This window comes from Streptomyces sp. NPDC086519, from assembly GCF_040686075.1.
GTDB lineage: Bacteria > Actinomycetota > Actinomycetes > Streptomycetales > Streptomycetaceae > Streptomyces > Streptomyces shenzhenensis.
This window is the reverse complement of record NZ_JBFBJL010000007.1, coordinates 55,922-82,542: the sequence shown is the minus strand read 5'-3', so window position 1 is coordinate 82,542 and position 26,621 is coordinate 55,922. Positions and strand designations below refer to the sequence as shown.

Sequence of the window (26,621 nt, the reverse complement as noted above, 5' to 3'; positions counted from 1 at the left end):
TCCACAGGGTGTGGACGGCCGCCGAAGACTGTCGGCGTCGCGTGGCACGATCGACACGTGACCAGCAGCAAGCCCAGCACCGTCGACCGAGCCTTCCAGAGCGCCCTGTACGACGACACCGACTCCGGCCTCGACACGGGCGCGTCCCTCCTCGCGGCCGACACCGACGCGGACGCGGAACTCGCGCACCGGGGCCGTGAGTTCGTCGCGGCCACCTGGCGGCGCGGCTGGCAGCCCGCCGACGTCGTACGACTGGTGCGGCGCGAACTGGACGACCCGCACGTCCGGCTGGCCGCCGGGCTGATCCGGGCGCAGGTGCCGGACGACCGGCCGCGCGGCCCCCGCTGGCAGGCGCAGCTCGACGCGCTGCCCGAGGAGGACGGTCACGCACGCGTGGGCGACCGTTTCTCGCACGCCACCGCCGTCCTGGAGCTCTACCGCCTGCTGCTCCGGCTGCCCGCCCTGGAGCCCCTCGACGAACCACGATCCGCTTCCGCCGCGCACCGTCCGGCGTCCCGCATGCTCACCCGGATCCGCGCGCTGCTCGCCAAGGCCGAGGCGACCGGCTATCCGGAGGAGGCGGAGGCGCTCAGCGCCAAGGCGCAGGAACTGATGGCCCGGCACAGCGTCGACGAGGCGCTGCTCGCCGCGGGGGCGCCCGCGCCGGACGCGCCGGGTGCCTGCCGGATCGGGGTCGAACCGCCGTACGAGCAGGCCAAGGCGGTCCTGCTGGACGCGGTCGCCACGGCCAACCACTGCCGCGCGGTGTGGAACGAGCCGCTGGCCTTCTCCACGGTCGTCGGCTTCGAGGCGGACCTGGAGGCGGTCGAACTGCTCCACACCTCGCTGCTGGTGCAGGCCACACACGCGATGACAAAGGCGGAGGCGGCGCAGCGGGCGGGCGGCCGCAAGCGCACGAAGACCTTCCGCCAGTCCTTCCTGGCGGCCTACGCCCACCGGGTCGGCGACCGCCTCAGAGCGGCCGCGCGGTCGGCCGTGGCCGAGACCGAGGCACCCCAGACCCTGCTCCCGGTCCTGGCCACGAGGGAGATGGCCGTGACCGACCACCTGAACCGGATGTTTCCCGCCACCACCACGACCCGCCTGCGCGGAGTGACCGACGAGGCCGGCTGGGCAGAGGGCACAAGAGCAGCGGACCAGGCCCAGGTCCGCTCCCACCGTCAACTTCCCTGAGCCTCACCGCGCCCCGTAGGGGGCGCGGCCGCGGCGCCCCGCGAGTGGGTGTGGGGCTGTGTGGATATGCGGCTGCCGCCGCGTGGGCGCGGCGCCTCTCATCGGCGGTGAGTCGAACCCCGACCGTGGTAGTGCCCCGACAGGGGCGTGGGGCTGTGTCGATTTGCGGCTGCCGCCGCGTGGCGCGATGCCTCTCATCGGCGGTGAGTCGAACCCCGACCGTGGTAGTGCCCCGACAGGGGCGCGGGGAACTGCGCGAGAACCCCCACCGGCGGTCAGCCGAAGCCCGGCCCCCAGGCCCCGGATTCAGTCCCCCACCTGCTGAAACGCCCCCACCGCGGCGTTCACCTTCTCCGCCGACCCCTTGCCCGCCACCGCTCCGTACTTCCACGGAAAGCTCTGCGTCGCGGCGGTCCCCGGCAGGGACACCGTCATCGACGTGGCCGCGAGACTCGCCTGGTCGCCGTCCTTGCCGCGCACGTAGCTGACCGAGAACGTCGCGGAGTCGCCCTTGGCGAGCTTGAGCTCCTCCGTCTTCGCCCCCGACTGCGCGGCGACCGCCGCCGACGTACCGCCCGCCTTCAGCGTGACCCCCGCGAAGCCGTCCAGCGTGCACGGCGCGCTCTGGTTGGTGATGCTCACTGGCACCTCACCGGTGTCCCCCGCGGCCGGCGCGACGCTCGCGGAGCCGACTTGGACGGATACCTTGCCGATCTCGCAGGCCGAGCTGTTCTTGCCGCTGGAGCCCGATCCGCCGGCGCCGCAGGCGGTCAGGGCGAGGGTGGCGGCGAGGGCGGTGACGGTGAGCGGAATGACGCGCATGAGCAGTTCCCCATCGAGGTCGTGACGGTGTCCCAGCATCATCACGCCCCGCCCCGCGCCCTGCGCGCCCGCCCCCGCCCTCGGAGCTTCCACGGTGTGCTGCCGCCGGCCCGCGCAGGCCGGCGGCAGCACACCGCGCGGCGGTCGAACACGGCCCTACTGCCCAAGACTCGCCGTCGCCAGCCCCGACGGCAGCTTGCCGCCCTCGGCCTTGGTGTAGGTCTCCTCGCCCGCTTTTCCGGACCAGGTGACTTTCATGCCTGCCTTGCTGACCGAGTCGACCATTCCGGTGACCCGGTCCTTGCTGCCGTCCGTGCAGGTGAGATGGATCATCCGCATCCCGGCCTCCTCACCGGCGGTCCCGCTGCACACGGCTCCGCCGGTCTCGAAGAGCCCGGCTTTCTTGCCGGTGACGACCAGCGCGACGATCTTGCCGCCGCTCGTGGTGATCCAGCTGCCCTGGAGCGAGTCGGAGGAGGCCGTGGCGCTGCCCGAACCGGCCGTGGCGGTGGCGGCCGCGGACGACGTGTCCGACGGGGTGGCCGAGGAGCCGCTGCCGGAGCCGCCACCGCTGCACGCGGTCAGCGCGAGCGCGCCCACCAGTCCCGTGACGGCGGCCGCGATCCGCAGGGCCGGCCGGGTGGCCGCCGCAGCCGTCCGAGCCGAAGCGGTCTCCATGTGCGTCGTAGCCGTACTCGCCGTAGCCGTGGTCACCGCAACGCTCCCAAGCTCTAGGGGGTCGGCCGACCCGGCCGCCCGAACGACAGCGGCAAGCTACCAGGACTCACCTGGAGAACTTGCGGACGCCAGGTAGGTATCCACTGTGGGCTTGGTCCCGTCGCGGTCGTGCACCCGCGTGCGCTCGCGTCACCCGCCCGCGCGACGCGAGCGCACGCGCGCGTGACCGTGTGGCTCACGCCCGGCGCCGAGGCGCTCCGCAGGGGCCTCCGCCGGGGGCCTGGCGCTCCCCACCTGCCGCTTTCACCTTCCCGCACCGGTCGCGCCGGGGCCAGACCCGCTCCGGCCCGTCTCGCTCACCGGACAGTCACATGGACACTGGAACACCTGGGCCGGTGTCAGCGTCTTTCCTTGGTGCGTGAAGAATCGATCCGGTCGATCCCGTGCGGATGACAGTGCGCGGGATCACGGGGGCTGGCGGTCGCATGTCCTGCGGAAACAGGGGCAGACGCTGGAACGGGTTGAGTAAAGCGGACGTCAAAGCTGTAACCGCAGGAACACCCCGCGTGCACGTGCATCTGCTCATGCATCTGCACGTGAACAAGGTTATGATCCGGGTCAGTTGACCGCTGCACCAATGGTCACATCAGCCAGTTAGTGCACCACCGGGGAGCGACCTGTGGACCTCGACGTTGACGGCGGGTACGGGGGGTTTGACGTGTACAACGGCATGGCTGCCACGCAGCTGGACGGAGTGGCCTGGCAGAAGAGCAGACACAGCAACTCGCAGGGCTCCTGCGTGGAGTTCGCCCGGCTGCCGGGCGGCGACGTGGCGGTCCGCAACTCGCGCTTCCCGGACGGGCCCGCGCTCGTCTACACGCGCGCCGAGATCGAGGCGATGCTTCTCGGGGTCAAGGACGGCGAGTTCGACCACCTGGTCACGAGCTGACGGCGGTCGCACCTGGAGCGTCTCGGTACATTCGGTACACAGTGCGCGGTAACGCGCGTAGAAACCCGGCGTCCGAAGACGCCGGGTTCCTCACTCGGCGGACTGCAGTCGGAACAGCGCCCACACGACCTTGCCGCTGAGGGTTCCCGCCAGCGGATGCCAGCCCCAGCTGTCACTGAAGGAGTCGACCAGGAACAGCCCGCGGCCCGACTCCGCCGAGAAGTCGTCGGAGTCGCGGGGAGTGGGCGTCTCGTGGCTGGGGTCGCGCACCGCGCACACCAGCCGTCCGGTCCACCGCATCAGGTGCAGCCGCACCGTCGGCCCCTGTGGCGCGGCGAGGCAGTCGGTCTCCCCGGGCACCGCGTGCCGCAGGGCGTTGGTGACGAGCTCCGAGACGACGAGACAGACGTCGTCGAAGCGGTCGCCGACGTCCCACTGGCCGAGCGTTCTCCGGGTGAACAGACGCGCTTCGCGCACCGCTTCGTAGCGGGCGGGCAGGGCACAGGAGGCGGCGTTGGACACGGCCGCGGGATCAAGCGGCGGAAGGCCCTGCCGTAATGGCTTGAGCATGGTCGATCCATTCGTCCCCATGCGAGGCACTCCCGGGAATTCGCGGTCGTTGCGATGCAGCGGTGGCGCGGGACCATGGTTTCGGATGCGCAGAGCAGATGCAAGGGCAGATGCACGTGCAGGAGACCGAATTGGACCCTCCCGTACCGCTTCTTGGTCATTTTTTCCGCCAACTTCCCATCCTTGGCTCACTACCTGCTTGCAACTTCCTGCGCTTAAACTTTGGCCGCTTACCGTTTCCGTAACCGGACGAGTACTGCTCGAAGTGTTTTAGTGGCAGACTGCGGGCCCTGAAGACGGTTGGGGAGGCTGGCGAACGTGAGCGCGGGAGAGCCCGGATCGGTGGTGCGGCGAATGCTGCTCGGCTCGCAACTCAGGCGGCTGCGTGAGGCCCGGGGGATCACCCGCGAGGCCGCGGGGTACTCGATCCGTGCCTCCGAGTCGAAGATCAGCCGCATGGAGCTGGGCCGGGTGAGTTTCAAGACGAGGGACGTGGAAGACCTACTGACGCTGTACGGCATCACCGACGAGGCCGAACGCGAGCAGCTCCTCTCCCTGGCCCGCGAGGCCAACGTGGCCGGCTGGTGGCACAGCTACTCCGACGTCCTGCCGACCTGGTTCCCCACCTATGTCGGGCTGGAGGGCGCGGCCCATCTGATCCGCGCCTACGAGGTGCAGTTCATCCACGGTCTGCTACAGACCGAGGAGTACGCGCGCGCGGTGGTGCGGCGCGGTATGAAGGGGGCCGGCGAGGCCGACGTCGAGCGCCGGGTCACGCTGCGCATGGAGCGGCAGAAGTACCTGGTGGCCGAAAACGCCCCCGACTTCCACATCGTCCTCGACGAGGCCGCCCTGCGCCGCCCCTACGGCGACCGCGAGGTGATGCGCGGCCAGCTCCAGCACCTGGTCGAGATCTCCGAGCGGCCCAACGTACGGCTGCAGATCATGCCGTTCAGCTTCGGCGGGCACTCCGGGGAGGGCGGCTCCTTCACCATCCTGAGCTTCCCCGAGTCGGACCTGTCCGACGTGGTCTACCTGGAGCAGCTCACCAGCGCCCTCTACCTCGACAAGCGCGAGGACGTCGCCCAGTACGAGCAGGCGCTGAAGGAACTCCAGCAGGACAGCCCGGGACCGGACGAGAGCCGGGACCTGCTGCGCGGGCTGCTGCAACTGTCGTAGACACCCGTCGTGGATGTCTGCCGTGGGTATGTCGACGCACCTGGGGATTCCCCTAGATCATCGAACTGGTGCCCCAACTCCCCTGTGACGCCAGTAGCATGACGCGTGATCAGACCGTGATGTGGATGTGGACCGGGGGTTCGCATCGACTGCCGTCGCAGCAGGGGATCGAGGGATCACATGTCGTCCTATTTCACCGACCTGGCCCAGCAGTACATCGACGGTGAGTGGCGCCCGGGGACCGGTTCCTGGGACATCATCGACTTCAACCCGTACGACGGTGAGAAGCTCGCGTCGATCACGATAGCCGCGGTCGAGGAGATAGATCAGGCCTACCAGGCCGCGGCGCGGGCCCAGAAGAAGTGGGCCGCCACCAACCCCTACACCCGACGCGCCGTCTTCGAGAAGGCCCTGCGCCTCATCGAGGAGCGGGAAGCGGAGATCACCGAGGCGATCATCGCCGAGCTCGGCGGCACGCACCTGAAGGCCGCCTTCGAGCTGCACCTCGCCAAGGAGTTCCTGCGCGAGTCGATCCAGTGGTCGCTGCGCCCCGAGGGCAGAATCCTGCCGTCCCCGGTGGACGGCAAGGAGAACCGCGTCTACCGCGTGCCGGTCGGTGTGGTGGGCGTGATCAGCCCCTTCAACTTCCCCTTCCTGCTGTCGATCAAGTCGGTCGCCCCGGCGCTCGCGCTCGGCAACGCCGTGGTCCTCAAGCCGCACCAGAACACCCCGATCGTCGGCGGCACCCTGGTCGCGAAGATCTTCGAGGACGCCGGCCTCCCCGGCGGCCTGCTCAATACCGTCATCACCGACATCGCGGAGATCGGCGACGCCTTCATCGAGCACCCGATCCCGAAGGTCATCTCCTTCACCGGCTCCGACAAGGTCGGCCGCCACGTGGCCACCGTCTGCGCCTCGCTCTTCAAGCGCTCGGTGCTCGAACTGGGCGGCAACAGCGCGCTCGTGGTCCTCGACGACGCCGACATCGACTACGCGGTCGACGCGGCGGTCTTCAGCCGGTACGTCCACCAGGGCCAGGTCTGCATGGCCGCCAACCGTGTCCTGGTCGACCGCTCGATCGCGGACGAGTTCACCGAGAAGTTCGTCGCCAAGGTCAGGACCCTCAAGGTCGGCGACCCGAGCGACCCGCAGACCGTCATCGGCCCGCTGATCAACTCCCAGCAGGCGGAGTCGGTTTCGGCCACGGTCCAGCAGGCCGTCGCCGAGGGCGCCACGGCCCTGGTGCACGGTACGACCACCGACAACCTGGTCGAGCCCTCGGTCCTGACCGGCGTCCCGGCCGACTCCGGCCTGCTCCGCCAGGAGATCTTCGGCCCGGTCGCCTTCCTCATCCCGTTCGACGGCGAGGAGGAGGCCGTACGCCTGGTCAACGACACCCCCTACGGCCTCAGCGGCGCGGTCCACACCGGGGACGTCGAGCGGGGCGTGGCCTTTGCCAAGCAGATCGACACCGGGATGTTCCACGTCAACGACGGCACCGTCCACGACGAGCCCGTCGTCCCCTTCGGCGGTGAGAAGCACTCCGGGATCGGCCGCCTGAACGGCGAGACGACGGTGGAGTCCTTCACCACCCTGAAGTGGATCTCGGTACAGCACGGCCGGAGCGGCTTCCCGTTCTAGTCTCGTTCCAGAAATCAGCTCCAGAAATCAGCTCCAGGAATCCGTTCCGGAAGCCCGTTCCGGAAGCCTGTGAACAGTGCGGCCGCCCCGGGCCCTTTAGGACGCGATCTGTCCTAAAGGGCCCGTAGCCTCGGTCAGGTCAGGGCAACACGACCCGAGGAAAGGCGGCCGGACATGGTCACTCACGTTCCCGCGGAAGCACACGGCGACGAGCGCGGAGCACTGCTCTCGTTCATCGAGGAGCAGCGTGGCGGCATCCGCCGGGCGCTCCTCGGCCTCACCGACGAGCAGGCCGCGAGCAAGCCCAGCGCGAGCGAGCTGTCCCTGTCCGGCCTGCTCAAGCATGCCGCCGAGGTCGAGCAGAGCTGGATCGCCCGCGCCAAGCAGGAGCCGCCGGCGATCCAGCGCGACCAGACGAACTGGCACGAGACCTTCCAGCTGGTCGGCGACGAGACGGTGGCCTCCCAGCTCGCCCACTGGGAGCAGGTCGCCGCCGAGACCGAGAAGTTCATCCGCTCGGTCCCCAGCCTCGACGACACCTTCCCGCTCCCGCCACAGCCCTGGTTCCCGCCGGAGGGCCGGGTCTCCATGCGCTGGGTCTGCCTCAACCTGATCCGCGAGACCGCCCGTCACGCGGGCCACGCCGACATCATCCGCGAGTCCCTGGACGGGAAGACGGCCTTCGAACTGGTGGCGCTGGAACAGGCCTCCTAGCTCTCGGCGGCCCCTGGTCCTCAGTGGTGGAAGCTGGTGGCCGCGCCCTTGTCATGGGTCAGTGGACGCGGCTGCCGGCGCAGTTCGGGCAGCAGCCGGGACAGGTCCTCGACGAACAGGTCCGCCAGGTCCTTCGAGAAGCCGTTGCGGCACACCACCCGCAGCACGGACAGGTCCTCCCGGTTCGCCGGGAAGGTGTACGCCGGCACCAGCCAGCCGCTCTCGCGCAGCCGCCGGGAGACGTCGAAGACGTCGTACGCCGTCACGTGGTCGGCGGTGGTGAAGGCGAACACGGGCAGTTCGTCGCCCCGGGTGAGCAGCCGGAAGTCGCCGAGCGCCGCGATGCGTTCGGCGAGCCCGGTCGCCACGTCCCGGGACGCCTGCTGCACCGCGCGGTAGCCGTCCCGGCCGAGGCGCAGGAACGTGTAGTACTGCGCGACCACCTGGGCACCGGGGCGGGAGAAGTTGAGGGCGAAGGTGGGCATGTCGCCGCCCAGGTAGTTGACCCGGAAGACCAGTTCCTCGGGCAGCGCCTCCTTGTCCCGCCACAGCGCCCAGCCGACGCCCGGGTAGACCAGCCCGTACTTGTGCCCCGAGGTGTTGATCGACGCCACGCGCGGGAGGCGGAAGTCCCACACCAGGTCCTCGTCGAGGAAGGGCGCGATCATCGCGCCGGACGCGCCGTCCACATGGACCGGGACGTCGATTCCGGTGCGCTCCTGGAGGGCGTCCAGGGCGGCGCACAGGTCGGCGATCGGCTCGTACGACCCGTCGAAGGTGGAGCCGAGGATGCCGACCACCCCGATGGTGTTCTCGTCGCAGAGGTCGGCGGCGGCCTGCGGGTCCAGGTGGTAGCGGTCACCCTCCATGGGCACGAACCGGGGCTCCACCTCCCAGAAGTTGCAGAACTTCTCCCAGCAGACCTGGACGTTGATCCCCATGATCAGATTCGGGCGGGCGCCGCCCGGATAGCGGTCGGCGTTGCGCTGCGCCCAGCGCCGCTTCAGCGCCATCCCGGCCAGCATGCAGGCCTCGCTGGAACCGGTCGTCGAACAGCCGATGGTGTCGGCCGGATCCGGCGCGTTCCACAGGTCGGCGAGCATCGCCACACAGCGCCGCTCCAGTTCGGCGGTGCGCGGGTACTCGTCCTTGTCGATCATGTTCTTGTCGTCGCACTCCGCCATCAGGATCCCGGCCTGGGGCTCCATCCACGTGGTGACGAAAGTGGCCAGGTTCAGCCGGGCGTTGCCGTCCAGCATCAGCTCGTCGTGAACCAGCTGGTAGGCGGTGGAGGGCGGCAGCGGGCCGTCCGGCAGCCGGTGCGTGGGCGGGGCCTCGGCCATGCCGGCGACCGGGTTCGCCTCACCGAAGAACGGGTTGACGGACATCGATCGCTCTTGATGCTTCTGAGGACCTTTGTGCAGCGGCATGAGGAGTGCCTCCTGGACGACTTGAACGACTTGAACGACTCGAACGGCTCGAACGGCTCGATGAAATTCACCAAGGGTCAGCGCAGGGCCGTACCGTCCGCGCGCAACTGCATTCTCGGCCGCCCGGTCACCAGCAGCCACGCGGGCAGCGACGCGATGCTCAGCAGCACGATGATGCTCGGCGAGGCCACGAGCACCGCGGCCGTGAACAGGCTCACCCAGCCCTGCCGGGTGATCGCCAACAGCATGCCCAGGACACCCGCCACCACGCCCACCGACGGCTGGACGGCGGGCACCAGGGCATGGGCGCACAGCCCGAAGGCCGAGCCGATGAACACCGACGGGAAGATCCGGCCACCGCGGAAACCGCAGGAGGCGGCCACCGTCAGCGCGGCCAGCTTGACGACCGTCATCACGGCGAACTGTCCCGCCGACCAGCCCTCCGGGTCCTTCGCCAGCTCCGCGACCTGGTCCAGCCCCTTGAAGAGCGTCAGACGACCGCCCAGCGCCCCCAGCAGGCCCAGCACGAACCCGCCCACCGGAAGCGCCACCATGGGGTGTCCCAGGCGCCGGAAGGCGCCGTGGACGTACGGGAAGGCGCGGACGGCGGCCATGCCGAGCAGCGCGGCCGCGGGGGCGATCACCAGGGCCGCCAGCAGATCCGGCCAGCCCGTCCGGCCGGGCGCGGGCAGTCCGAGGTCCAGGGACGGACGGGCCAGCAGGTCGGTCGTCATCGCGCCCGCCGCGGCGGCGATCAGCGGCCCGAAGAGGTTGTCCCACAGCGCTCCCTTCAGCGGCTTCCCGGCCAGTGCCTCGGAGATCACCAGCGCCGCCGCCACCGGTGTCCCGAACAGCGCCCCGAGCGTCGCCGCGTCGGCCAGCGCGGGCCACAGCGAACCCGGCAGCCGGGGCGCCGCGAGCCGCCCCAGCCACAGCGCGAGCCCGACGTTGACCGCGATGATCGGGTTCTCCGGACCGAGACTCGGCCCGCCCGCCAGCATCAGCGCGGTCGCCAGCAGCAGTCCCGGCAGCACGACGGGCGGCAGTGCCACGGCCTCCAGGCCCAGGGTGGCCGGATCGGGCCCCGCGTGGCCGGGCACCTTCCACACCACCAGCCCCACCGCGATCCCGGTGGCGGTCAGCATCACCAGCATCCACAGCACCGAGTACCGCCCGATGCCCAGCGCGTCCGGCAGGTTGTTCCACAGCACGTGCTGCAACCGTTCGGCCAGCGAACTCACCAGCAGGAACAGCAGGCTGCTGCCGACACCGACGACGAGGGCGGGCAGGATCAGCGGCAGCAGGGCACGCGCGGGGGCCGAGGGCGGGGTGGGAAGCGCCTGCGGCGCGGTGTCCTGGGCCACGGGCCCACCATAAGCGGGCAAAACAGGCACAACACCCTGGAGGCTGCCGTACGGAACGGGCTTGCACCTCACGTGGCGTGAGGACCCAGTCTGGAGCGCGGAAAGGAGCGGAAGTGAGCTACTCGGTGGGACAGGTCGCCGGGTTCGCCGGTGTCACCGTGCGCACCCTGCACCACTACGACGAGATCGGCCTGCTGGTCCCGGGCGAGCGCAGCACCGCGGGCCACCGGCGCTACGGCGAACGAGACCTCGACCGGCTCCAGAAGATCCTGTTCTACCGGGAGCTCGGCTTCCCGCTCGACGAGGTCGGCCCTGCTCGACGACCCGGATGCGGATCCGCGCGCACACCTGCGCCGGCAGCACGAACTGCTCACCGCCCGGATCGAGAAGCTGCGGAAGATGGCCGCGGCCGTGGAACACGCCATGGAGGCACGCAGGATGGGCATCAACCTCACCCCCGAGGAACGCTTCGAGGTCTTCGGCGACAAGGACCCCGAGCAGTACGCCGAGGAGGCCGAGCAGCGCTGGGGCGGCACCGAGGCCTACGCGGAGTCGCAGCGCCGCGCGGCCCGCTACACCAAGGCCGACTGGCAGCGCATGAAGGCCGAGGTCGACGACTGGAGCGCGCGTTACGCCGCCCTGGTGAAGGCGGCCGAGCCGGCGGCCGGCGAACGGGCCATGGACATGGCCGAGGAGCACCGGCGGCACATCTCGGCCTGGTTCTACGACTGCCCGCACGAGATGCACCGCTGCCTCGCCGCGATGTACGTCTCCGACGAGCGCTTCAAGGCCTTCTACGACTCGATGGCCCCGGGCCTGGCCGAGCACCTCAAGGAGGCGATCGAGGCGAACGCGGCCCGGCACACGGCGTGACCGGACCGGCGGCAGAGGGCCTGGTGGCTACTCCTTGTCGAGGATGACGGCCGTGCCGTACGCGCAGACCTCCGTCCCCGCGCCCGCCGCCTCCGTCACGTCGAAACGGAAGGCCAGCACGGCGTTGGCCCCACGCGCGCGTGCCTGGTCCACCAGCCGGTCCATGGCCTGGTTGCGGGTCTGTACGAGCGTTTTCGTCAGCCCCCTCAGCTCGCCCCCGACCATCGACTTCAGACCCGCGCCGATCTGACTGCCCAGGTGCCGGGAGCGCACGGTCAGCCCGAAGACCTCGCCGACGACCTCCCGCACCCGGTACCCGGGAACGTCGTTCGTGGTGACGACCAGCACATCGGCCTGCGGCCCCTGACCGCCGCCGTACTCTTCGATACCCATGTCCACAGCCATTCCCCAGGCCGGGCACAGTCCACCCAGGTTCCACCGGTGGAACCTGGGGCGGACACATTACGTTGATAGCTTTGTGCGCCCGCACAAGGAACCAGCTGTGCCCTCACCCTTCAGGAGCCCGGAACCGTGACGACCGGAACCGCGATGACGCTCGCCCTCGGCCCGAGCTGGCTGGATCCCAACAAGCTGCTCGACTCGTTCGGCATCTGGGGCCTGCTCCTGGTCGTCTTCGCCGAGTCCGGGCTGCTGATCGGCTTCTTCCTCCCGGGCGACTCCCTCCTCTTCACCTGCGGCCTGCTGATCACCTCGAACCAGCTGGACTTCCCGCTGTGGGGCGCCATCGCCCTGATCTGCCTCGCCGCGATCCTCGGCGACCAGGCGGGCTACATGTTCGGCAAGAAGGTCGGCCCGACGCTCTTCAACCGCCCGGACTCCCGCCTCTTCAAACAGGAGAACGTCGCCAAGGCGCACGAGTTCTTCGAGAAGCACGGCCCGAAGTCCCTGATCCTGGCCCGCTTCGTGCCGGTGATCCGCACGTTCACGCCGATCATCGCCGGCGTCAGCGGCATGGCCTACCGCTCGTTCCTGACCTTCAACGTCATCGGCGGCGTCATGTGGGGCGCCGGCGTCACCCTGCTCGGCTCCTGGCTCGGCAAGATCGACCTCGTCAAGAACAACATCGAGGCGATCCTGATCCTGATCGTCCTCATCTCGGTGGTCCCGATCATCATCGAGTTCCTGCGGGCCCGCGCGAAGGACAAGAAGGCAGCCCGCACGGAGCAGCCGCTCCAGCACCAGGCGGCCCCCCAGGCGATGGACGACGCGACCACGCAGCTCCGCCGGATCGAGCCGGCGTACACCCCCCAGCAGCCCCAGCAGCAGCCCCAGCCCCAGCAGCAGTACGGGTACGGCCAGCAGCAGCCCCAGCCCCAGCAGCAGTACGGGTACGGCCAGCAGCAGCCGTACTACGACCAGAACGGCTACTACCACCAGGGCGGCTACGGCCAGCAACAGCAGAACCCGTACACCGAGGACCAGTACCGGGCACCGTGAACTGGAGCGCCCCTTCAGGGGCGCGGGGCTGGACACATGTGCGGCTCCGCCGCGTGGGCGCGACAAGCCACAACGCACCCGCACCCGCACCCGCCCACGCGCCGGCTCCCCCCAAAGGCGCTCAGAACCCCCTGGTCCGCTTCGCGGCCCTGCGCTTCCCGGCCGACCCCACCCGCAGGGTCAGCCGGGAGATCTCCGACCCCAGATTGACCCCGATGGCGATCGCCATGGCGAGCGACGCCGCCTTGGCCAGTGACACCAGCCCCTTGTCGACCTCGTTCTGAGCCATCGACAGCAGCCCGAAGTAGGTCGCCGACCCCGGCAGCAGCGGTCCGATCGCCGCCGTCGTGTACGGCAGCGCGGAGGCGAACCGGAACCGCGACAGCAGCTGCCCGAACAGCCCCACCAGCCCCGCCGCGACGGCCGTGGAGGCGACCGGCGAAATCCTCCCGGCGTACTGCATCGCACCGTAGACCGACCACGCGACACCTCCGTTCAGGGTGACGGCCAGCAAGGTGGATCGTTCCTGCTGGAGCAGTACGGCGAAGGTCAGCGACAGCACCATCGACGCGGCGATCTGCAGCAGCGGCCGTTCGGAGCCGACCAGCGCCGCGTCGGGATTGAGCCGGCCGCCCAGCTTCACACCGAAGTACAGGACCGTCAGCACCCCGATGACGATGCCGACGAAGAAGTACATGACCTCCAGCAGCCGTGCGGCGGCGGTGATGTAGAAGCCGGTGAGCCCGTCCTGGACGCCCGCGACGAGGGCCCGCCCGGGCAACAGCGCGAACAGTCCACCGGTGACGACGGCGGACGCCGCGACGTCGACGTGGGCGAGCGAGAAAGCGACCCCGATCGCGGCCGGCGGCATCGCGGCGATCATGAACTGGTAGAACTCCGGCAGCCCCCGCCCCGCGCACAGCCACGCCAGCCGGTCGCCGAGCATCGCGCCGACCGCGGCCGCCACGAACATCAGCAGGTCGCCGCCGACGAGCAGGGAGGCGGCCCCGGCGAGCAGCCCGCTCGCCGCGGTCAGCGCCCAGCCGGGGTACGGGTGCCGGTTGCGGCGGATCTCCGCGAGCCGCCGGTAGGCCTCCTCCAGGGAGACATGGGTCTCGGGGTCGGTGAGGTCGTCCACGAGCCGGAACACGGCGGACAGGCGGGTGTAGTCGGTCCCGCGCCGCCGCACCGTCCGGGACGCCGTCACCGGGTCGTCGACCAGTGACGGCTGGTACGAGATCGCCAGCAGCGTGAAGGTGACGCCCGGCTCACAGCGGTCGAGGCCGTACGACCGGCAGACCGCGAACATCGCGGCCTCCACGTCCTCCGCGCCCTCGCCGCCGGCCAGCAGCAACTCGCCGATCCGCAGGGTCAGGTCGAGCACGCGCGGGACGGCGGGGCCGCCGTCCTCGGCCTTCTGCACCGGCTCCGGCGCCGGCCGCTCGGCCACCGGCATGCGCAGCATCGTGCGCATCCGGTCCTGCCAGGGCGCGTCCTTGACGAGGCTGACCGCGGGGAACCCGGAGGCGGGCGTGAAGACGGGCGGGGCGTCCTGGGCGCTGTAGGTGCTCGGCAGGCTGAACGCCGACCCCTCCGGCTCCGCGATCACCGGCTGCGGCGCCGCGAGCCCCTCGGGCACCGAGAACTCGGACGTCGTCTCCGGCTCACCCGCGCCGCCGTCGGGGACCTCGACGCCCCGGGGGACGGCGAACTCGGACGTCAGCTCCGGGTCGTACCGCGCCTCGTCCGCCCCGGGCTTGCGGTCCTCCGCCTCCGTCACCCTCGTAACGCTCCCTGAACGACACCTTCACTACAGCCACGACAGCCTCAGTATGCGCGTGACCACACAGCGGACACGAAAACCGGCCGTGAAGGATCACGCGGACCCGAAAACCAGCTGTGAAGGATCAAGCGGACCCGAAAACCAGCCGTGGGGGATCACGCGGACACGAAAAACGGGCCCCACGCGTGCGTGCGGCCCGTTTCCCGGTGTCGGCCCACCGGGGTGGTCTCAGTGACCGCCGGTCTCCTTGAAGCGCTTGTAGGACCGCTCGATCTCCGCCTCCGCGTCGGTGCGGCCCACCCAGTTGGCGCCCTCGACGGACTTGCCGGGCTCCAGGTCCTTGTAGACCTCGAAGAAGTGCTGGATCTCCAGGCGGTCGAACTCCGACACGTGGTGGATGTCGCGCAGGTGCTCCACGCGCGGGTCGGTGGCCGGAACGCACAGCAGCTTGTCGTCGCCGCCGGCCTCGTCCGTCATCCGGAACATGCCGATCGCGCGGCAGCGGATCAGACAGCCCGGGAAGGTGGGCTCGTCCAGGATGACCAGCGCGTCCAGCGGGTCGCCGTCCTCGCCGAGGGTGTTCTCGACGAAGCCGTAGTCGGTCGGGTAGGCGGTCGAGGTGAAGAGACGACGGTCCAGGCGGATCCGACCGGTCTCGTGGTCCACCTCGTACTTGTTCCGCGAACCCTTCGGGATCTCGATCGTGACGTCGAACTCCACCGGTGGCTCCTCCATGATCAACACATAGTTCTGGTGGTTAAGTGTCCCTCACGCAGGTGTGTGATCGCGAAAGGGGCTGGTGGTCGTGCCAGAGCTGAGGCCTTGGCAGTCCGCGAAACCGCGTGTGCGGAAGATCGCGGACGCCCTACGACCGCGTCTGGCACACCTGGTGACCGCCACGAAGCCGCAGGTCGCGCGGTTGCGGGGGGCAGTGGGACCGCAGCTCGCACGCGTCACGCGCGCGACCGGACCCCGGCTGGCCACCCTGGCCCGCTCCCCTCGACCTCGATTCCGGACCCTCAGGACCTGGCAGTACACCGCGGGCGCCGCCACTGCCGGGCTCGCCCTGGCCGCCGGTGCGGTGACCGCGGCGGGCCCCTGGGACGCCGACGGTCAGCGTACGGCCGAGCGGGACCGGGCCGCCGCCCTGGAGCGCTCGGGTGGCACAGATCACGGCTCCGGTGCGGACTTGGTCACAGCCGATGGCGAGCCCAGCCCCGCGCCCAGCGCCGGATCCGTCCTGACGGGCCTGGGTGCCGCCACGAACACCGTGAAGTCGGCCCCCGCCGGAAAGTCCGTCGACATCTCCACGACGGCCGTCACGGACCTCCTGCGGCCCCTGCTGGCCTCCACGGCGCTCGGCGGCACCCGCACCGCCGTGGTCGTCGACGTGGCCAGCGGGGCGCGCCTGTACGGCTCCGGCGCCGACACGGCCCTCACCCCCGCCTCCACCACCAAGATCGCCACCGCCGTCGCCGCCCTCTCCGCCCTCGGTCCCGACCACCGCATCACCACGCGGGTGGCCCTGGAACCCGGTACGAGGGAGGTCGTCCTGGTCGGCGGCGGCGACCCCACCCTGACCGCCCGCGAGGACGCGGCCGGCTGGGCCAGCCTGCGCACCCTCGCCACCGAGACGGCGAAATCGCTGACCGCGCGGGGCATCAGGCAGATCACCCTCTCGTACGACACCACGCTCTACTCCGGCCCCGACCTGCACCCCATCGGCGTCAACGACAACCTCGCGCGCGTGAGCCCCCTGACGGCCGACGAGGGCCGCACCGACGACTCCACCGAGGGACCGGTGACCCGGGTGAGCGACCCGGCGGCCGACGCGGCCCGGAAGTTCGCGGGCTTCCTGGCGGACGCCGGCATCAAGACCTCGGCACCCGGCACCTCCAAGGCGAGCCGCCGGGCCGACACCCTCGCCACGGTCTCCTCGCCGCCGCTGTCCTCGATCGTCGAGCGCATGCTGACCAACAGCGACAACGACATCGCCGAGGCCCTGGCCCGCCAGACCGCGCTGGCGAGCGGCCGGCCGGCGAGCTTCGACGGGGGAGCGGCCGCGATCGACGCCCAACTCACCGAGCTGGGCCTGCCGATGACCGGCGCCTCCTTCCACGACGGCAGCGGCCTGAACCGCGACGACCGGCTGACCGCGAACCTCCTCACCGCCCTCCTCGTCAAAGCCGCCGACGCCGACCAGCCGGGCCTGCGCGCGGTCCTCACCGGCCTTCCGGTCGCCGGATTCACCGGCACCCTCACCAGCCGCTACACGGACGGTGCGGCGGGTGCCGTACGCGCGAAGACCGGCACCCTCACCGGCGTCAACACCCTCGCCGGCACGGTCGTCGACAAGGACGGCCGCCTGCTGGCCTTCGCCTTCCTGACCTCGGACACGACAAACCCGGCAGCGGCCCAGCAGGCCCTGGACAAGACCGCCACCGCCCTGGCGGGCCTGTAACCGCCGCCCGCCGCCCGCCGCCCCAGCCATGTCTCAACCGCCGCGGGGGAGGGTGGGCACGGCCGACAGCGCCGGGCACCTGAAACCGGCCCCCGCCCCTGCCCGCGCCGGCCGCGCCCCACCCCTCCGCACAAGTCACGCCAACCTCACCAACCCTCACGGCCTGCCCCAAGTGGGAGCGCTAACGTACGGTTGACGCATGACGAGCATCGGTGGCGCTGCTTCTTCTGGGATGGTCGACTGGAATCTCGCGGTGGCGACCGCGACCCGGCTCGTGCGGCCGGGCCCCGAGGTGAGCCGCGACGAGGCCCGGGCCATCGTCGCGGAGCTGCGGCGGCACGCGAAAGCCTCGGAGGAGCACGTCCGGGGCTTCACTCGTATGGGGACCGAAGACATCCACGACACCCCCGTCCTGGTGGTGGACCGGCCCGGCTGGGTGAAGGCGAACGTCGCCGGGTTCCGGGAGCTCCTCAAGCCGCTGCTGGACAAGATGCAGGAGCGGCGGGCCGGCACCCCCGGCGGCGCGGTCCTCGGCGCGGTCGGCGGCAAGGTCACCGGCGTGGAGCTCGGCATGCTCCTGTCGTTCCTGTCCTCCCGGGTCCTCGGCCAGTACGAGACCTTCGCCCCCTCCTCCCGCGACCTCCCGGCGGACGAGAACGGCGGCGGCCGGCTGCTGCTCGTCGCCCCGAACATCGTCCACGTGGAGCGCGAACTCGACGTACAGCCCCACGACTTCCGCCTGTGGGTGTGCCTGCACGAGGAGACGCACCGCACCCAGTTCACGGCGGTGCCCTGGCTGCGCGCCCATCTCGAGGGCGAGATCCAGGCGTTCCTCTCGGAGACCGACGTCGACCCGATGACCGTCCTCGAACGCATCCGGGACGCGGCCCAGTCCCTCGCCGGCGGCCGCCCCGAGGCCGAGGAGGACGACGGCGGACGGTCGTTCGTCGAGCTGGTGCAGACCCCCGCCCAGCGCGAGATCCTCGGCCGGCTCACCGCCGTGATGTCCCTCCTGGAGGGCCACGCCGACTTCGTGATGGACGGCGTCGGACCCTCCGTCGTGCCGACCGTCGCCGAGATCCGCGAGAAGTTCCAGCAGCGGCGCGCCAAGGGCGCCTCCCGGCTCGACATGACCCTGCGCAAACTGCTCGGCCTGGATGCCAAGCTCCGTCAGTACCGGGACGGCGAACGGTTCGTGCGGGCCGTCGTCGACCAGGTCGGAATGGACGGCTTCAACCGGGTGTGGACCTCCCCGAACACCCTGCCGACCAAGGCGGAGATCGCCAAACCGGCGGACTGGGTCGCGCGGGTGCACCGCAAGGCCGAGTCGTGAATCGGCGGATGTGTGGTGAACCGAAACCGGCCGACGGCAGGTGAACGCCCCGCCAATCACCCGTCCGAGGGACCGTGAGCGATGGGTAGGCGTGCGATGCTCGGGGAACGGCCCGTTTCTGTCACCATCTACACACCCTGAGTGACCGGACTCGGGTTCACCCCCCGAAAACTTCATGAAGGGAACCGGACATGGGTCCCCATCCCGCGGTCGCGGCGATACGCCTGGCGGTCCGCCGCGTCCTCCACGACATCCTCACCGACCAGAGCCGCCACAGCCGTACCGCCGGTGAGCGCAGCGGCGGCCGTATCGGGGTGCGCCTCGCGCGCCCCGTCGTCGACGGCCCGGGCATCCCGGGTACGCCGGAAGCCCCGGAGATCCCGGAACAGACACCGAACGAGCGGACCCCCTCCCCGCTCGTCCTCGTCGCGTGCTCCGGCGGTGCCGACTCCATGGCGCTCGCCTCCGCCCTCGCCTTCGAAGCCCCCAAGCTCGGCATCCGCGCGGGCGGCATCACCGTCGACCACGGCCTCCAGCCCGGCTCCGACCTGCGCGCCGAGGAGGTCGTCCTGCGGCTGCGCGAACTCGGCCTCGACCCGGTCGAGGCCATCACCGTGACCGTCGGCCGCGACGGCGGCCCCGAGGCCGCCGCCCGCGACGCCCGCTACGCCGCCCTCGACGCCGCGCTGGAGCGGCACGGCGGCACCGCGATCCTGCTCGGCCACACCAGGGACGACCAGGCCGAAACCGTCCTGCTCGGCCTCGCCCGCGGCTCCGGGATCCGCTCCCTGTCCGGAATGGCCGCGGTCTCGGGGGCCGACGGCCGTTACCGCCGCCCCTTCCTCCAACTCGACCGGCAGACCGCCCGCAAGGCCTGCATGGTCCAGGCTCTGCCCGTTTGGGACGATCCTCACAACGCGGACCCGGCCTACACCCGCTCCCGGCTCCGCCACGAGGGCCTGCCCGCGCTGGAGAAAGCCCTCGGCAAGGGCGTCGTCGAGGCGCTCGCCCGCACCGCCCAGCTCTCCCGCGACGACGCCGACGCCCTCGACACCTGGGCCAGGCAGGCCGAGGCCTCCGTACGGGACGCCGCGGGCCTGCTGGAGTGCGCCAAGCTCTACGCCCTGCCGCCCGCGGTACGCCGCCGGATCCTGCGCCGGGCCGCCATCGAGGCGGGCGCACCGGCGGGTTCCCTGTTCGCCCGGCACATCGAGGAAGTCGACCGCCTCATCACCGGCTGGCGAGGCCAGGGGGCCATCAATCTCCCCGGCAAAGTCGTCGCCCAGCGCCAGGGTGGCAGACTGGTGATTCGGCAAGGCTGAGTCCCGACCTTCCGGAGTGCTCCTCCGAAGGGCTGGGCAGGCCGGTGGGACGACCGACCGAAAGTGATGCGGGTGGACGCGAACGACATGGGTGCCGACCTCCAGCAGGTGCTCATCACCAAAGAAGAGATCGACGCGAAGCTGGCCGAGCTGGCCGCGAAGATCGACGCGGAGTACGCGGGCAAGGACCTGCTCATCGTCGGCGTCCTCAAGGGCGCCGTGATGGTCATGGCGGACCTCGCCCGGGCGCTGTCCACCCCCGTCACCATGGACTGGATGGCCGTGTCCTCGTACGGCGCGGGCACCCAGTCCTCCGGTGTGGTGCGGATCCTCAAGGACCTCGACACCGACATCAAGGGCAAGCACGTCCTGATCGTCGAGGACATCATCGACTCGGGCCTGACCCTGTCCTGGCTGATCAACAACCTCGGCTCCCGTGAGCCCGAGACCCTGAAGATCTGCACCCTGCTGCGCAAGCCGGACGCGGCCAAGGTCGCCATCGACGTCGAGTGGGTCGGCTTCGACATCCCCAACGAGTTCGTGGTCGGCTACGGCCTCGACTATGCCGAGAAGTACCGCAATCTCCCGTTCGTCGGTACGCTCGCGCCTCACGTCTACGGCGGCTGACCTCCGGCTGATACGCCGGGGAGTCCACTTACGTAAGACGATCGGGAACCCCAGCGGGTTTCGCGCCGTTGGAGCATGCAGAGACGGGTTTCACCAGCCGTCCGAGAAGCTTCGTGCGGCTTCGGGCCACAATGCTGGGGTACCGTCAGAAGAACTGTCTTATCAAACTCACTATGGCAGGAGGGACGGGGCGACACCGCTCCGTATGGATGGACGTGAAGCGATACTTCCGTGGGCCGGTCATGTGGATCGTGCTGGCCGTCCTTGCCGTGGTCGTGTTGATGCAGGTCGTCGGCTCGTCCGGCGGCTACAAGACGGTGGACACCGGCCAGGTCGTGGCGGCGATCAATGACAACAAGGTGGAGTCGGCGAAGCTGACCACCGGTGACGAGCAGACCATCAAGGTCACGCTCAAGAACGGCGAGAAGGTCGGCGGCAGCTCGAAGATCCAGGCGAGCTACATCGGCGACCAGGGCGTCACCATCGCCAACACGCTGCAGACCAAGTACCAGGACAAGCAGATCCCCGACGGCTACACCGTCGCGCCGACCAAGCAGAACGCGTTCGTCAGCGTCCTGCTGTCCCTGCTGCCCTTCGTCCTCATCGTGGTCGTCTTCCTGTTCCTGATGAATCAGATGCAGGGCGGCGGCTCCCGGGTCATGAACTTCGGCAAGTCCAAGGCGAAGCTCATCACCAAGGACACCCCGAAGACGACCTTCTCGGACGTCGCGGGCTGTGACGAGGCCGTCGAGGAGCTCCACGAGATCAAGGAGTTCCTGCAGGAGCCGGCCAAGTTCCAGGCCGTCGGCGCCAAGATCCCCAAGGGCGTGCTCCTCTACGGCCGTCCCGGCACCGGCAAGACGCTGCTCGCGCGTGCCGTCGCCGGCGAGGCAGGAGTCCCCTTCTACTCGATCTCCGGTTCCGACTTCGTCGAGATGTTCGTCGGTGTCGGTGCCTCCCGAGTGCGTGACCTCTTCGAGCAGGCCAAGGCGAACGCCCCGGCGATCGTCTTCGTCGACGAGATCGACGCGGTCGGCCGCCACCGCGGCGCCGGCCTCGGCGGCGGTCACGACGAGCGCGAGCAGACGCTGAACCAGCTGCTCGTCGAGATGGACGGCTTCGACGTCAAGGGCGGTGTGATCCTCATCGCCGCGACGAACCGGCCCGACATCCTCGACCCGGCGCTGCTGCGCCCCGGCCGCTTCGACCGCCAGATCGCGGTCGACCCGCCGGACCTTCAGGGCCGTCTGGAGATCCTCAAGGTCCACCAGAAGGGCAAGCCGGTCGCGCCCGACGTCGACCTCGCGGCGGTCGCCCGCCGTACGCCGGGCTTCACCGGCGCGGACCTGTCGAACGTGCTGAACGAGGCGGCCCTGCTCACGGCCCGCAGCGACCGCAAGCTCATCGACAACCAGATGCTCGACGAGGCGATCGACCGTGTGGTCGCGGGCCCGCAGAAGCGGACCCGGATCATGTCGGACAAGGAGAAGAAGATCACCGCGTACCACGAGGGCGGTCACGCCCTGGTCGCGGCGGCCTCCCCGAACTCCGACCCGGTCCACAAGATCACGATCCTGTCCCGCGGCCGAGCCCTCGGCTACACCATGGTCCTGCCGGACGAGGACAAGTACTCGACCACGCGCAACGAGATGCTCGACCAGCTCGCCTACATGCTGGGCGGCCGCGCGGCCGAGGAACTGGTCTTCCACGACCCGACCACCGGCGCCGCCAACGACATCGAGAAGGCCACGGCCACCGCTCGCGCGATGGTCACGCAGTACGGCATGACCGAGCGTCTCGGCGCGATCAAGTTCGGCGGCGACAACACCGAGCCCTTCCTCGGCCGTGAGATGTCCCACCAGCGCGACTACTCGGAAGAGGTCGCCGCCCTGGTGGACGAGGAAGTCAAGAAACTGATCGAGAACGCTCATAACGAAGCGTGGGAGATCCTGGTCGAGAACCGCGACGTCCTCGACAACCTCGTTCTCCAGCTTCTGGAGAAGGAGACCCTGAACAAGGAGGAGATCGCCGAGGTCTTCGCGGCGATCCACAAGCGGCCCGCAAGGCCCGCCTGGACCGGCTCCTCCCGCCGTACGCCGTCCACCCGCCCGCCGGTGCTCTCCCCCAGGGAGCTCGCACTGACCAACGGGGCGAACGGCTCGGCACCGGCGATCAGCACGGTGAAGTCCACGGCGGCCGAGTCCGCCACCGCGGTCGAGAAGGCCCCGGAGGACCGTCCCGAGAGCTGACTCACACCGGTCTCATCCGGCTCGGAATGGATGCCGCGCCCCCCAGGATCTAGCCTGGGGGGCGCGGCATTTCGGTATGGCCGCATATGAGGCGCGGCCCACGCGCGCTCACCCGAAGGAACGAGGCACCTCAGATGACCGACCCCGTGACCCTGGACGGCGACGGCACCATCGGCGAGTTCGACGAGAAACGCGCCGAGAACGCCGTCCGCGAACTCCTCATCGCGGTCGGCGAGGACCCGGACCGCGAGGGCCTGAGGGAGACTCCGGCACGGGTGGCGCGGGCGTATCGCGAGCTTTTGGTGGGGAATCGCCAGTCGCCCGAAGAGGTCCTGACGACGACGTTCGATCTCGGCCACGACGAGATGGTCCTGGTCAAGGACATCGAGATCGTTTCCTTGTGCGAGCACCACATGCTGCCGTTCCACGGGGTGGCCCATGTCGGCTACATCCCGGCGGAGACCGGCAAGATCACGGGTCTGTCGAAGCTCGCGCGGCTGGTCGAGGTGTTCGCCCGCCGTCTCCAGGTGCAGGAACGACTCACCACGCAGGTCGCGGACTCGCTCATGCGGATCCTGGAGGCCCGGGGCGTGATCGTCGTGGTCGAGGCCGAGCACATGTGCATGTCGGTTCGCGGGATCCGCAAGCCGGGAGCCAAGACGACGACGTCCGCGGTCCGCGGTCAGCTCAGGGACGCCACGACCCGTGCCGAGGCGATGAGCCTGATACTGGCACGCTGACCCGCCGGGGGCGGGCCGCCTGGGGCAGGGGTCAGGCGACCGGCTCGGCCCCGCTGTGGTCGTTGTCGTCGTCCTCCGGGAGCTTGCACACCCGTTCCAGGAAGAGGGCCGCCGCTATCACGGCGATGCCGGCGACGACCGAGAAGGCCGCGTAGAGGGCCTGGTCGCGGCGGGTGGGGATGTCGAGGAGTTCCAGCAGGAAGACGCCCGTGCCGCCGTACATGCCGGCGACCAGGGCCGCGACCAGGGCGCTCGCCTGGCCGAAGACGACGGCGCGGGCCGCCATCAGGGGGTCGACGCCCTTGGCGCCGGGGCGGCGCTCGCGCTGGGCCTTGAGCCGGGCGCGCAGCGAGAGGGCCGTGGAGAGCAGGACCACGGCGATCAGCGCGAGGACGATCGGGGCGGCCACCGGCACGCTCGGCAGGGTCCCCACCGCGTTCCACAGGCGGGCGCCCGCCCAGGACAGCACTCCGGCCACGACGAAGACGCCGGCCAGCACCCTGATCCGCAGCTCTTTCACTGTGTTCCTTCAGCTCCCCCGCAGCGATGTTGGTCGTCTCGACCTTAACGACTACTCGGGCAGTCGGAGTTCCAGATCCCGGCGCGCTTCCACGCCGTGCCGGGTGACGGCGGCCAGCAGCTCCGCGACCGGGCCCCGGCCGGGCAGCAGGGCCTCGGGCTCGACGTCGTACCAGGGCGCGAGCACGAAGGCACGCTCGTGGGCGCGCGGGTGCGGGAGGGTGAGCCGCGGGTCGTCGGAGACGACGTCGGCGTAGGCGACGATGTCGACGTCGAGGGTGCGCGGGCCCCAGCGCTCGTCCCGCACCCGGTTGAACGCCTCCTCGACCGCGTGCGCCCGCTCCAGCAGCGAGGACGGCGGGAGGGTGGTCTTGAGCACCACGACCGCGTTGAAGTACGTGGGCTGGCTGCCGGGCTCGACGCCCCACGGCTCCGTCTCGTACACCGGTGACACGGCCTTGATGCGGACGCCCGGGGTGTCCTCCAGGGCGTCGATGGCGCCCTGGAGGGTCTCCAGGCGGTTGCCGAGGTTGGAGCCGAGGGCCACCACGGCCCGTTTGGGGTTGGACAGGGTGGTGTCGGCGGCGTCGACCTGCTCGACAACGGAGGCGGGCACCGGCTGTACGGTCGGGTCGCTGGGTCCCCGCAGGGAGGATGCGGTCATACACGGCTCCGGGTGATGGTGACGATGACGTCGTCGAAGGGGACGGTGATGGGCGCGTCCGGCTTGTGGACCTGGACCTCGACCTCTCTTACCCCTTCGTGCTTGAGGCAGACCTGTGCGATCCGCTCGGCGAGCGTCTCGATCAGGTTCACCGGCTCCCCCTCGACCACGGCGACGACCTCCTCGGCCACGATGCCGTAGTGCACGGTCTTCGTCAGGTCGTCGTCGGCCGCCGCCGGCCGGGTGTCCAGGCCGAGGACGAGGTCCACGACGAAGGTCTGGCCCTCCTCGCGCTCCTTGGGGAAGACACCGTGGTGCCCGCGGGCCCTCAGGCCGCGCAGCGCGACACGATCCACGCGAATCACTCCTGCAATCGTCGGTGTGGCGGCCGGGCCGCACCGCGTGCGGGCGAGGGACCGGCTCCACACGAATCTACCTGCGGGCACTGACAGAGCCGGGGTACGGAGCGTGAGGGTCGGGCAGGGTATGTCAGGGTTCATCGCGTGTTTCCCCCGGAGAACCCGGCGGATCATGGGCCGGTGGCCGTACCTGCTTGCGAGTTCGTGATTCCGGCCACTTCTCGGTCCGTGCCGAGCCGGCGGGGTGTCGCGCGCTCAGGAGGGCGTGTCGTCCTCCTCGTCCTCGTCGGTCTCGGACAGCACGGGGGAGGCGTGATGGGACCAGAGCTTCCAGCCGTCCTCGGTGCGCCGGAACACGTTCGTGGCGACGACCAGCTGCCCGACCAGCGGGCCGAGCTCCTGGCCGCCCTCGGGGGCCGGACCGCCGCTGAGGATGTTCTCGGTGCAGGTCACCAGGGCGGTGTCGCCGGTGACGGAGACGTGCACGTCGGTGAGGAAGAACTGGATGTAGTCGGTGTTCGCCATGATCAGCGCGTACGACCGCAGGACCTCGCCGCGGCCGGTCAGCACCGGCCAGCCGGGGTGCACGCAGGAGATCACGCCGCTGTCGGCCGGGTCGTGGTACTGCTCGTCGACGCCCAGGTCGGCGGGGGTGAGCCAGAGGGAGGAGACGGTCTCGAAGTCGCCGTTCTCCAGTGCCTCGTAGAAGGCGGTGTTGGCGGCCTCGACCTGCTCGACGTCGGTGTGGGGGGCGCTCACCGGGCTCCTTCTGCGCGGTGGGGAGTGCTCCGCGCGGCCTGGGTGGCCTGCGCGCCCGGCGCGTCCGTCCCTGCGCGCGCCTCCTCGATGGCGCGCGCGACCCGGACCGCGTCCGCCGTGGCGCGCACCTCGTGCACGCGTACCGCCCATGCGCCGGCGTGCGCCGCGAGCGCCGAGACGGCGGCCGTCGCCGCGTCGCGCTCCCGGGCCGGCGGGGGCGCCCCCTCGGGTCCGGCCAGGACCCGGCCGAGGAACCGCTTGCGGGAGGCGGCGACGAGCAGCGGGTGGCCCAGGGCGTGCAGCCGGTCGAGGTGGGCGAGCAGGGCCAGGTCGTGCTCGGAGTTCTTGGAGAAGCCGAGGCCGGGGTCGACGACGACCCGGTCCGGGGAGATGCCGCCGGCCAGGACGGCGTCCACGCGCGCGTGCAGTTCGTCGAGGACCTCGCCGACGACGTCGTCGTACACGCCCGTGACGTTGCCGCCCTCCAGGAAGCCGCGCCAGTGCATGACGACGAAGGGGGCGCCGGAGTCGGCGACGACGCGGATCATGTCGGGGTCGGCGAGGCCGCCGCTGACGTCGTTGACGAGGGCGGCGCCGGCGGCGAGGGCCTGCCGGGCGACGGAGGCGCGCATGGTGTCGACGGAGACGAGGACGCCTTCGGCGGCGAGGCCGCGGACGACCGGGACGACCCGGCGCAGTTCCTCGTCCTCGTCGACGCGGGTGGCACCGGGGCGGGTGGACTCGCCGCCGACGTCGACGAGGTCGGCGCCCTCGGAGACGAGGACGAGGCCGTGCTTGACGGCCGCGGTCGTGTCGAACCAGCGGCCGCCGTCGGAGAAGGAGTCGGGGGTGACGTTCACCACCCCCATGACGGCGCACCGGTCCCATGCCGGAAGCCCTGTCACCTGGCCACGTCCGCTGTGGTTGCTCATA

General features: G+C 70.4%; 25 protein-coding genes and 1 pseudogene. 13 read left to right on the top strand and 13 right to left on the bottom strand.

Annotation, left to right across the window (positions count from 1 at the left end):
* Positions 1-57 precede the first annotated feature (57 nt).
* Positions 58-1,194, top strand: coding sequence for a DUF2786 domain-containing protein (locus AB0P24_RS09435; RefSeq protein ID WP_365791872.1), 1,137 nt, complete (start codon positions 58-60; stop codon positions 1,192-1,194).
* 306 nt (positions 1,195-1,500) lie between these two features.
* Here the strand turns inward: AB0P24_RS09435 and AB0P24_RS09430 are convergent, their stop codons facing one another.
* Both AB0P24_RS09430 and AB0P24_RS09425 read right to left on the bottom strand, forming a co-directional pair.
* Positions 1,501-2,016, bottom strand: coding sequence for a DUF4232 domain-containing protein (locus tag AB0P24_RS09430; RefSeq protein ID WP_365791870.1), 516 nt, complete (start codon positions 2,014-2,016; stop codon positions 1,501-1,503).
* Positions 2,017-2,172: 156 nt separating this feature from the next.
* Entirely contained in the window at positions 2,173-2,694 is a 522-nt protein-coding gene (locus AB0P24_RS09425) for a hypothetical protein (RefSeq protein ID WP_365792091.1), read from the bottom strand.
* A 679-nt stretch (positions 2,695-3,373) separates the two neighbouring features.
* Between AB0P24_RS09425 and AB0P24_RS09420 the strand changes: the two genes are divergently transcribed.
* On the top strand, positions 3,374-3,643 hold the full coding sequence (locus AB0P24_RS09420) for a DUF397 domain-containing protein (RefSeq protein WP_365791868.1): 270 nt from the start codon (positions 3,374-3,376) through the stop codon (positions 3,641-3,643).
* 90 nt (positions 3,644-3,733) lie between these two features.
* Here AB0P24_RS09420 and AB0P24_RS09415 read toward each other — a convergent pair whose 3' ends face one another.
* Complete coding sequence (locus AB0P24_RS09415) at positions 3,734-4,234, bottom strand: ATP-binding protein (RefSeq protein WP_365791866.1); 501 nt, start codon at positions 4,232-4,234, stop codon at positions 3,734-3,736.
* A gap of 333 nt (positions 4,235-4,567) precedes the next feature.
* Between AB0P24_RS09415 and AB0P24_RS09410 the strand changes: the two genes are divergently transcribed.
* The 3 genes from AB0P24_RS09410 (at position 4,568) to AB0P24_RS09400 (ending at position 7,747) form a co-directional block, all read left to right on the top strand.
* Complete coding sequence (locus AB0P24_RS09410; RefSeq protein WP_181806657.1) at positions 4,568-5,392, top strand: helix-turn-helix transcriptional regulator; 825 nt, start codon at positions 4,568-4,570, stop codon at positions 5,390-5,392.
* A gap of 180 nt (positions 5,393-5,572) precedes the next feature.
* Positions 5,573-7,033, top strand: coding sequence for an aldehyde dehydrogenase family protein (locus tag AB0P24_RS09405; RefSeq protein ID WP_365791864.1), 1,461 nt, complete (start codon positions 5,573-5,575; stop codon positions 7,031-7,033).
* Between the two features lie 174 nt (positions 7,034-7,207).
* Complete coding sequence (locus tag AB0P24_RS09400; protein WP_365791862.1) at positions 7,208-7,747, top strand: DinB family protein; 540 nt, start codon at positions 7,208-7,210, stop codon at positions 7,745-7,747.
* Between the two features lie 20 nt (positions 7,748-7,767).
* On the opposite strand, the gene AB0P24_RS09395 is transcribed toward AB0P24_RS09400, so the two are convergent.
* Both AB0P24_RS09395 and AB0P24_RS09390 read right to left on the bottom strand, forming a co-directional pair.
* Positions 7,768-9,177 carry a glutamate decarboxylase gene (locus tag AB0P24_RS09395; RefSeq protein ID WP_365791860.1) on the bottom strand — a complete coding sequence of 470 codons (1,410 nt, stop codon included), beginning with the start codon at positions 9,175-9,177 and terminating at the stop codon, positions 7,768-7,770.
* Between the two features lie 77 nt (positions 9,178-9,254).
* Entirely contained in the window at positions 9,255-10,541 is a 1,287-nt protein-coding gene (locus AB0P24_RS09390; RefSeq protein ID WP_365791858.1) for an ion channel protein, read from the bottom strand.
* Positions 10,542-10,654: 113 nt separating this feature from the next.
* Between AB0P24_RS09390 and AB0P24_RS09385 the strand changes: the two are divergent.
* Positions 10,655-11,414: pseudogene (locus AB0P24_RS09385) on the top strand (MerR family transcriptional regulator).
* A gap of 27 nt (positions 11,415-11,441) precedes the next feature.
* Here AB0P24_RS09385 and AB0P24_RS09380 read toward each other — a convergent pair.
* Positions 11,442-11,807, bottom strand: coding sequence for a YbjQ family protein (locus AB0P24_RS09380; protein ID WP_365791856.1), 366 nt, complete (start codon positions 11,805-11,807; stop codon positions 11,442-11,444).
* Between the two features lie 156 nt (positions 11,808-11,963).
* On the opposite strand from AB0P24_RS09380, the gene AB0P24_RS09375 reads away from it, so the two are divergent.
* A complete protein-coding gene (locus tag AB0P24_RS09375) occupies positions 11,964-12,872 on the top strand; it encodes a VTT domain-containing protein (RefSeq protein WP_365792089.1) in 909 nt (302 codons plus the stop codon).
* A gap of 121 nt (positions 12,873-12,993) precedes the next feature.
* Here AB0P24_RS09375 and AB0P24_RS09370 read toward each other — a convergent pair whose 3' ends face one another.
* Together AB0P24_RS09370 and AB0P24_RS09365 are read right to left on the bottom strand one after the other, a co-directional pair.
* Positions 12,994-14,652: a threonine/serine exporter family protein gene (locus AB0P24_RS09370; protein WP_365791854.1), complete on the bottom strand. Its 1,659-nt coding sequence runs from the start codon at positions 14,650-14,652 to the stop codon at positions 12,994-12,996.
* Between the two features lie 231 nt (positions 14,653-14,883).
* Positions 14,884-15,375, bottom strand: coding sequence for an inorganic diphosphatase (locus AB0P24_RS09365; protein WP_181807501.1), 492 nt, complete (start codon positions 15,373-15,375; stop codon positions 14,884-14,886).
* Positions 15,376-15,454: 79 nt separating this feature from the next.
* Here AB0P24_RS09365 and dacB point away from each other — a divergent pair, with 79 nt between their 5' ends.
* The 6 genes from dacB (at position 15,455) to folE (ending at position 23,387) form a co-directional block, all read left to right on the top strand.
* Positions 15,455-17,116, top strand: a complete 1,662-nt coding sequence (gene dacB, locus AB0P24_RS09360; RefSeq protein ID WP_365791851.1) for a D-alanyl-D-alanine carboxypeptidase/D-alanyl-D-alanine-endopeptidase — start codon at positions 15,455-15,457, stop codon at positions 17,114-17,116.
* A gap of 199 nt (positions 17,117-17,315) precedes the next feature.
* Entirely contained in the window at positions 17,316-18,449 is a 1,134-nt protein-coding gene (locus tag AB0P24_RS09355; RefSeq protein ID WP_365791849.1) for a zinc-dependent metalloprotease, read from the top strand.
* A 191-nt stretch (positions 18,450-18,640) separates the two neighbouring features.
* Complete coding sequence (gene tilS, locus AB0P24_RS09350; RefSeq protein ID WP_365791847.1) at positions 18,641-19,771, top strand: tRNA lysidine(34) synthetase TilS; 1,131 nt, start codon at positions 18,641-18,643, stop codon at positions 19,769-19,771.
* A 66-nt stretch (positions 19,772-19,837) separates the two neighbouring features.
* A complete protein-coding gene (gene hpt / locus AB0P24_RS09345) occupies positions 19,838-20,398 on the top strand; it encodes a hypoxanthine phosphoribosyltransferase (RefSeq protein ID WP_181806860.1) in 561 nt (186 codons plus the stop codon).
* A 209-nt stretch (positions 20,399-20,607) separates the two neighbouring features.
* Entirely contained in the window at positions 20,608-22,647 is a 2,040-nt protein-coding gene (gene ftsH, locus AB0P24_RS09340; protein ID WP_365791845.1) for an ATP-dependent zinc metalloprotease FtsH, read from the top strand.
* Positions 22,648-22,781: 134 nt separating this feature from the next.
* On the top strand, positions 22,782-23,387 hold the full coding sequence (gene folE, locus AB0P24_RS09335) for a GTP cyclohydrolase I FolE (RefSeq protein ID WP_181806862.1): 606 nt from the start codon (positions 22,782-22,784) through the stop codon (positions 23,385-23,387).
* 31 nt (positions 23,388-23,418) lie between these two features.
* Here the strand turns inward: folE and AB0P24_RS09330 are convergent, their stop codons facing one another.
* The 5 genes from AB0P24_RS09330 to folP all read right to left on the bottom strand — a co-directional run bounded on the left by AB0P24_RS09330 (position 23,419) and on the right by folP (position 26,620).
* Positions 23,419-23,907 (bottom strand): DUF3180 domain-containing protein, encoded by a 489-nt coding sequence (locus AB0P24_RS09330; RefSeq protein WP_365791843.1) that lies wholly within the window; start codon positions 23,905-23,907, stop codon positions 23,419-23,421.
* A 51-nt stretch (positions 23,908-23,958) separates the two neighbouring features.
* Positions 23,959-24,570 (bottom strand): 2-amino-4-hydroxy-6-hydroxymethyldihydropteridine diphosphokinase, encoded by a 612-nt coding sequence (folK, locus tag AB0P24_RS09325; RefSeq protein ID WP_365791841.1) that lies wholly within the window; start codon positions 24,568-24,570, stop codon positions 23,959-23,961.
* The gene (gene folB, locus AB0P24_RS09320; protein ID WP_365791839.1) at positions 24,567-24,926 is read right to left on the bottom strand and encodes a dihydroneopterin aldolase; all 360 of its coding nucleotides are present in this window, start codon (positions 24,924-24,926) and stop codon (positions 24,567-24,569) included. The genes folK and folB overlap by 4 nt, the downstream gene beginning before the upstream one ends.
* A gap of 258 nt (positions 24,927-25,184) precedes the next feature.
* A complete protein-coding gene (locus AB0P24_RS09315) occupies positions 25,185-25,688 on the bottom strand; it encodes a nuclear transport factor 2 family protein (protein ID WP_365791837.1) in 504 nt (167 codons plus the stop codon).
* Positions 25,685-26,620 carry a dihydropteroate synthase gene (folP, locus tag AB0P24_RS09310; RefSeq protein WP_365791835.1) on the bottom strand — a complete coding sequence of 312 codons (936 nt, stop codon included), beginning with the start codon at positions 26,618-26,620 and terminating at the stop codon, positions 25,685-25,687. Before folP ends, AB0P24_RS09315 begins: the two co-directional genes overlap by 4 nt.
* Position 26,621 lies beyond the last annotated feature (1 nt).

Coding starts and splice junctions, on each gene's coding strand:
- AB0P24_RS09430 (WP_365791870.1), bottom strand. CDS start 2,016: ATGCGCGTCATTCCGCTCACCGTCACCGCCCTCGCCGCCACCCTCGCC.
- AB0P24_RS09425 (WP_365792091.1), bottom strand. CDS start 2,694: ATGGAGACCGCTTCGGCTCGGACGGCTGCGGCGGCCACCCGGCCGGCC.
- AB0P24_RS09415 (WP_365791866.1), bottom strand. CDS start 4,234: ATGGGGACGAATGGATCGACCATGCTCAAGCCATTACGGCAGGGCCTT.
- AB0P24_RS09410 (WP_181806657.1), top strand. CDS start 4,568: ATGCTGCTCGGCTCGCAACTCAGGCGGCTGCGTGAGGCCCGGGGGATC.
- AB0P24_RS09405 (WP_365791864.1), top strand. CDS start 5,573: ATGTCGTCCTATTTCACCGACCTGGCCCAGCAGTACATCGACGGTGAG.
- AB0P24_RS09400 (WP_365791862.1), top strand. CDS start 7,208: ATGGTCACTCACGTTCCCGCGGAAGCACACGGCGACGAGCGCGGAGCA.
- AB0P24_RS09395 (WP_365791860.1), bottom strand. CDS start 9,177: ATGCCGCTGCACAAAGGTCCTCAGAAGCATCAAGAGCGATCGATGTCC.
- AB0P24_RS09380 (WP_365791856.1), bottom strand. CDS start 11,807: ATGGGTATCGAAGAGTACGGCGGCGGTCAGGGGCCGCAGGCCGATGTG.
- AB0P24_RS09375 (WP_365792089.1), top strand. CDS start 11,964: ATGACGCTCGCCCTCGGCCCGAGCTGGCTGGATCCCAACAAGCTGCTC.
- AB0P24_RS09355 (WP_365791849.1), top strand. CDS start 17,316: ATGACGAGCATCGGTGGCGCTGCTTCTTCTGGGATGGTCGACTGGAAT.
- tilS (WP_365791847.1), top strand. CDS start 18,641: ATGGGTCCCCATCCCGCGGTCGCGGCGATACGCCTGGCGGTCCGCCGC.
- hpt (WP_181806860.1), top strand. CDS start 19,838: ATGCGGGTGGACGCGAACGACATGGGTGCCGACCTCCAGCAGGTGCTC.
- ftsH (WP_365791845.1), top strand. CDS start 20,608: ATGGACGTGAAGCGATACTTCCGTGGGCCGGTCATGTGGATCGTGCTG.
- folE (WP_181806862.1), top strand. CDS start 22,782: ATGACCGACCCCGTGACCCTGGACGGCGACGGCACCATCGGCGAGTTC.
- folK (WP_365791841.1), bottom strand. CDS start 24,570: ATGACCGCATCCTCCCTGCGGGGACCCAGCGACCCGACCGTACAGCCG.
- folP (WP_365791835.1), bottom strand. CDS start 26,620: ATGAGCAACCACAGCGGACGTGGCCAGGTGACAGGGCTTCCGGCATGG.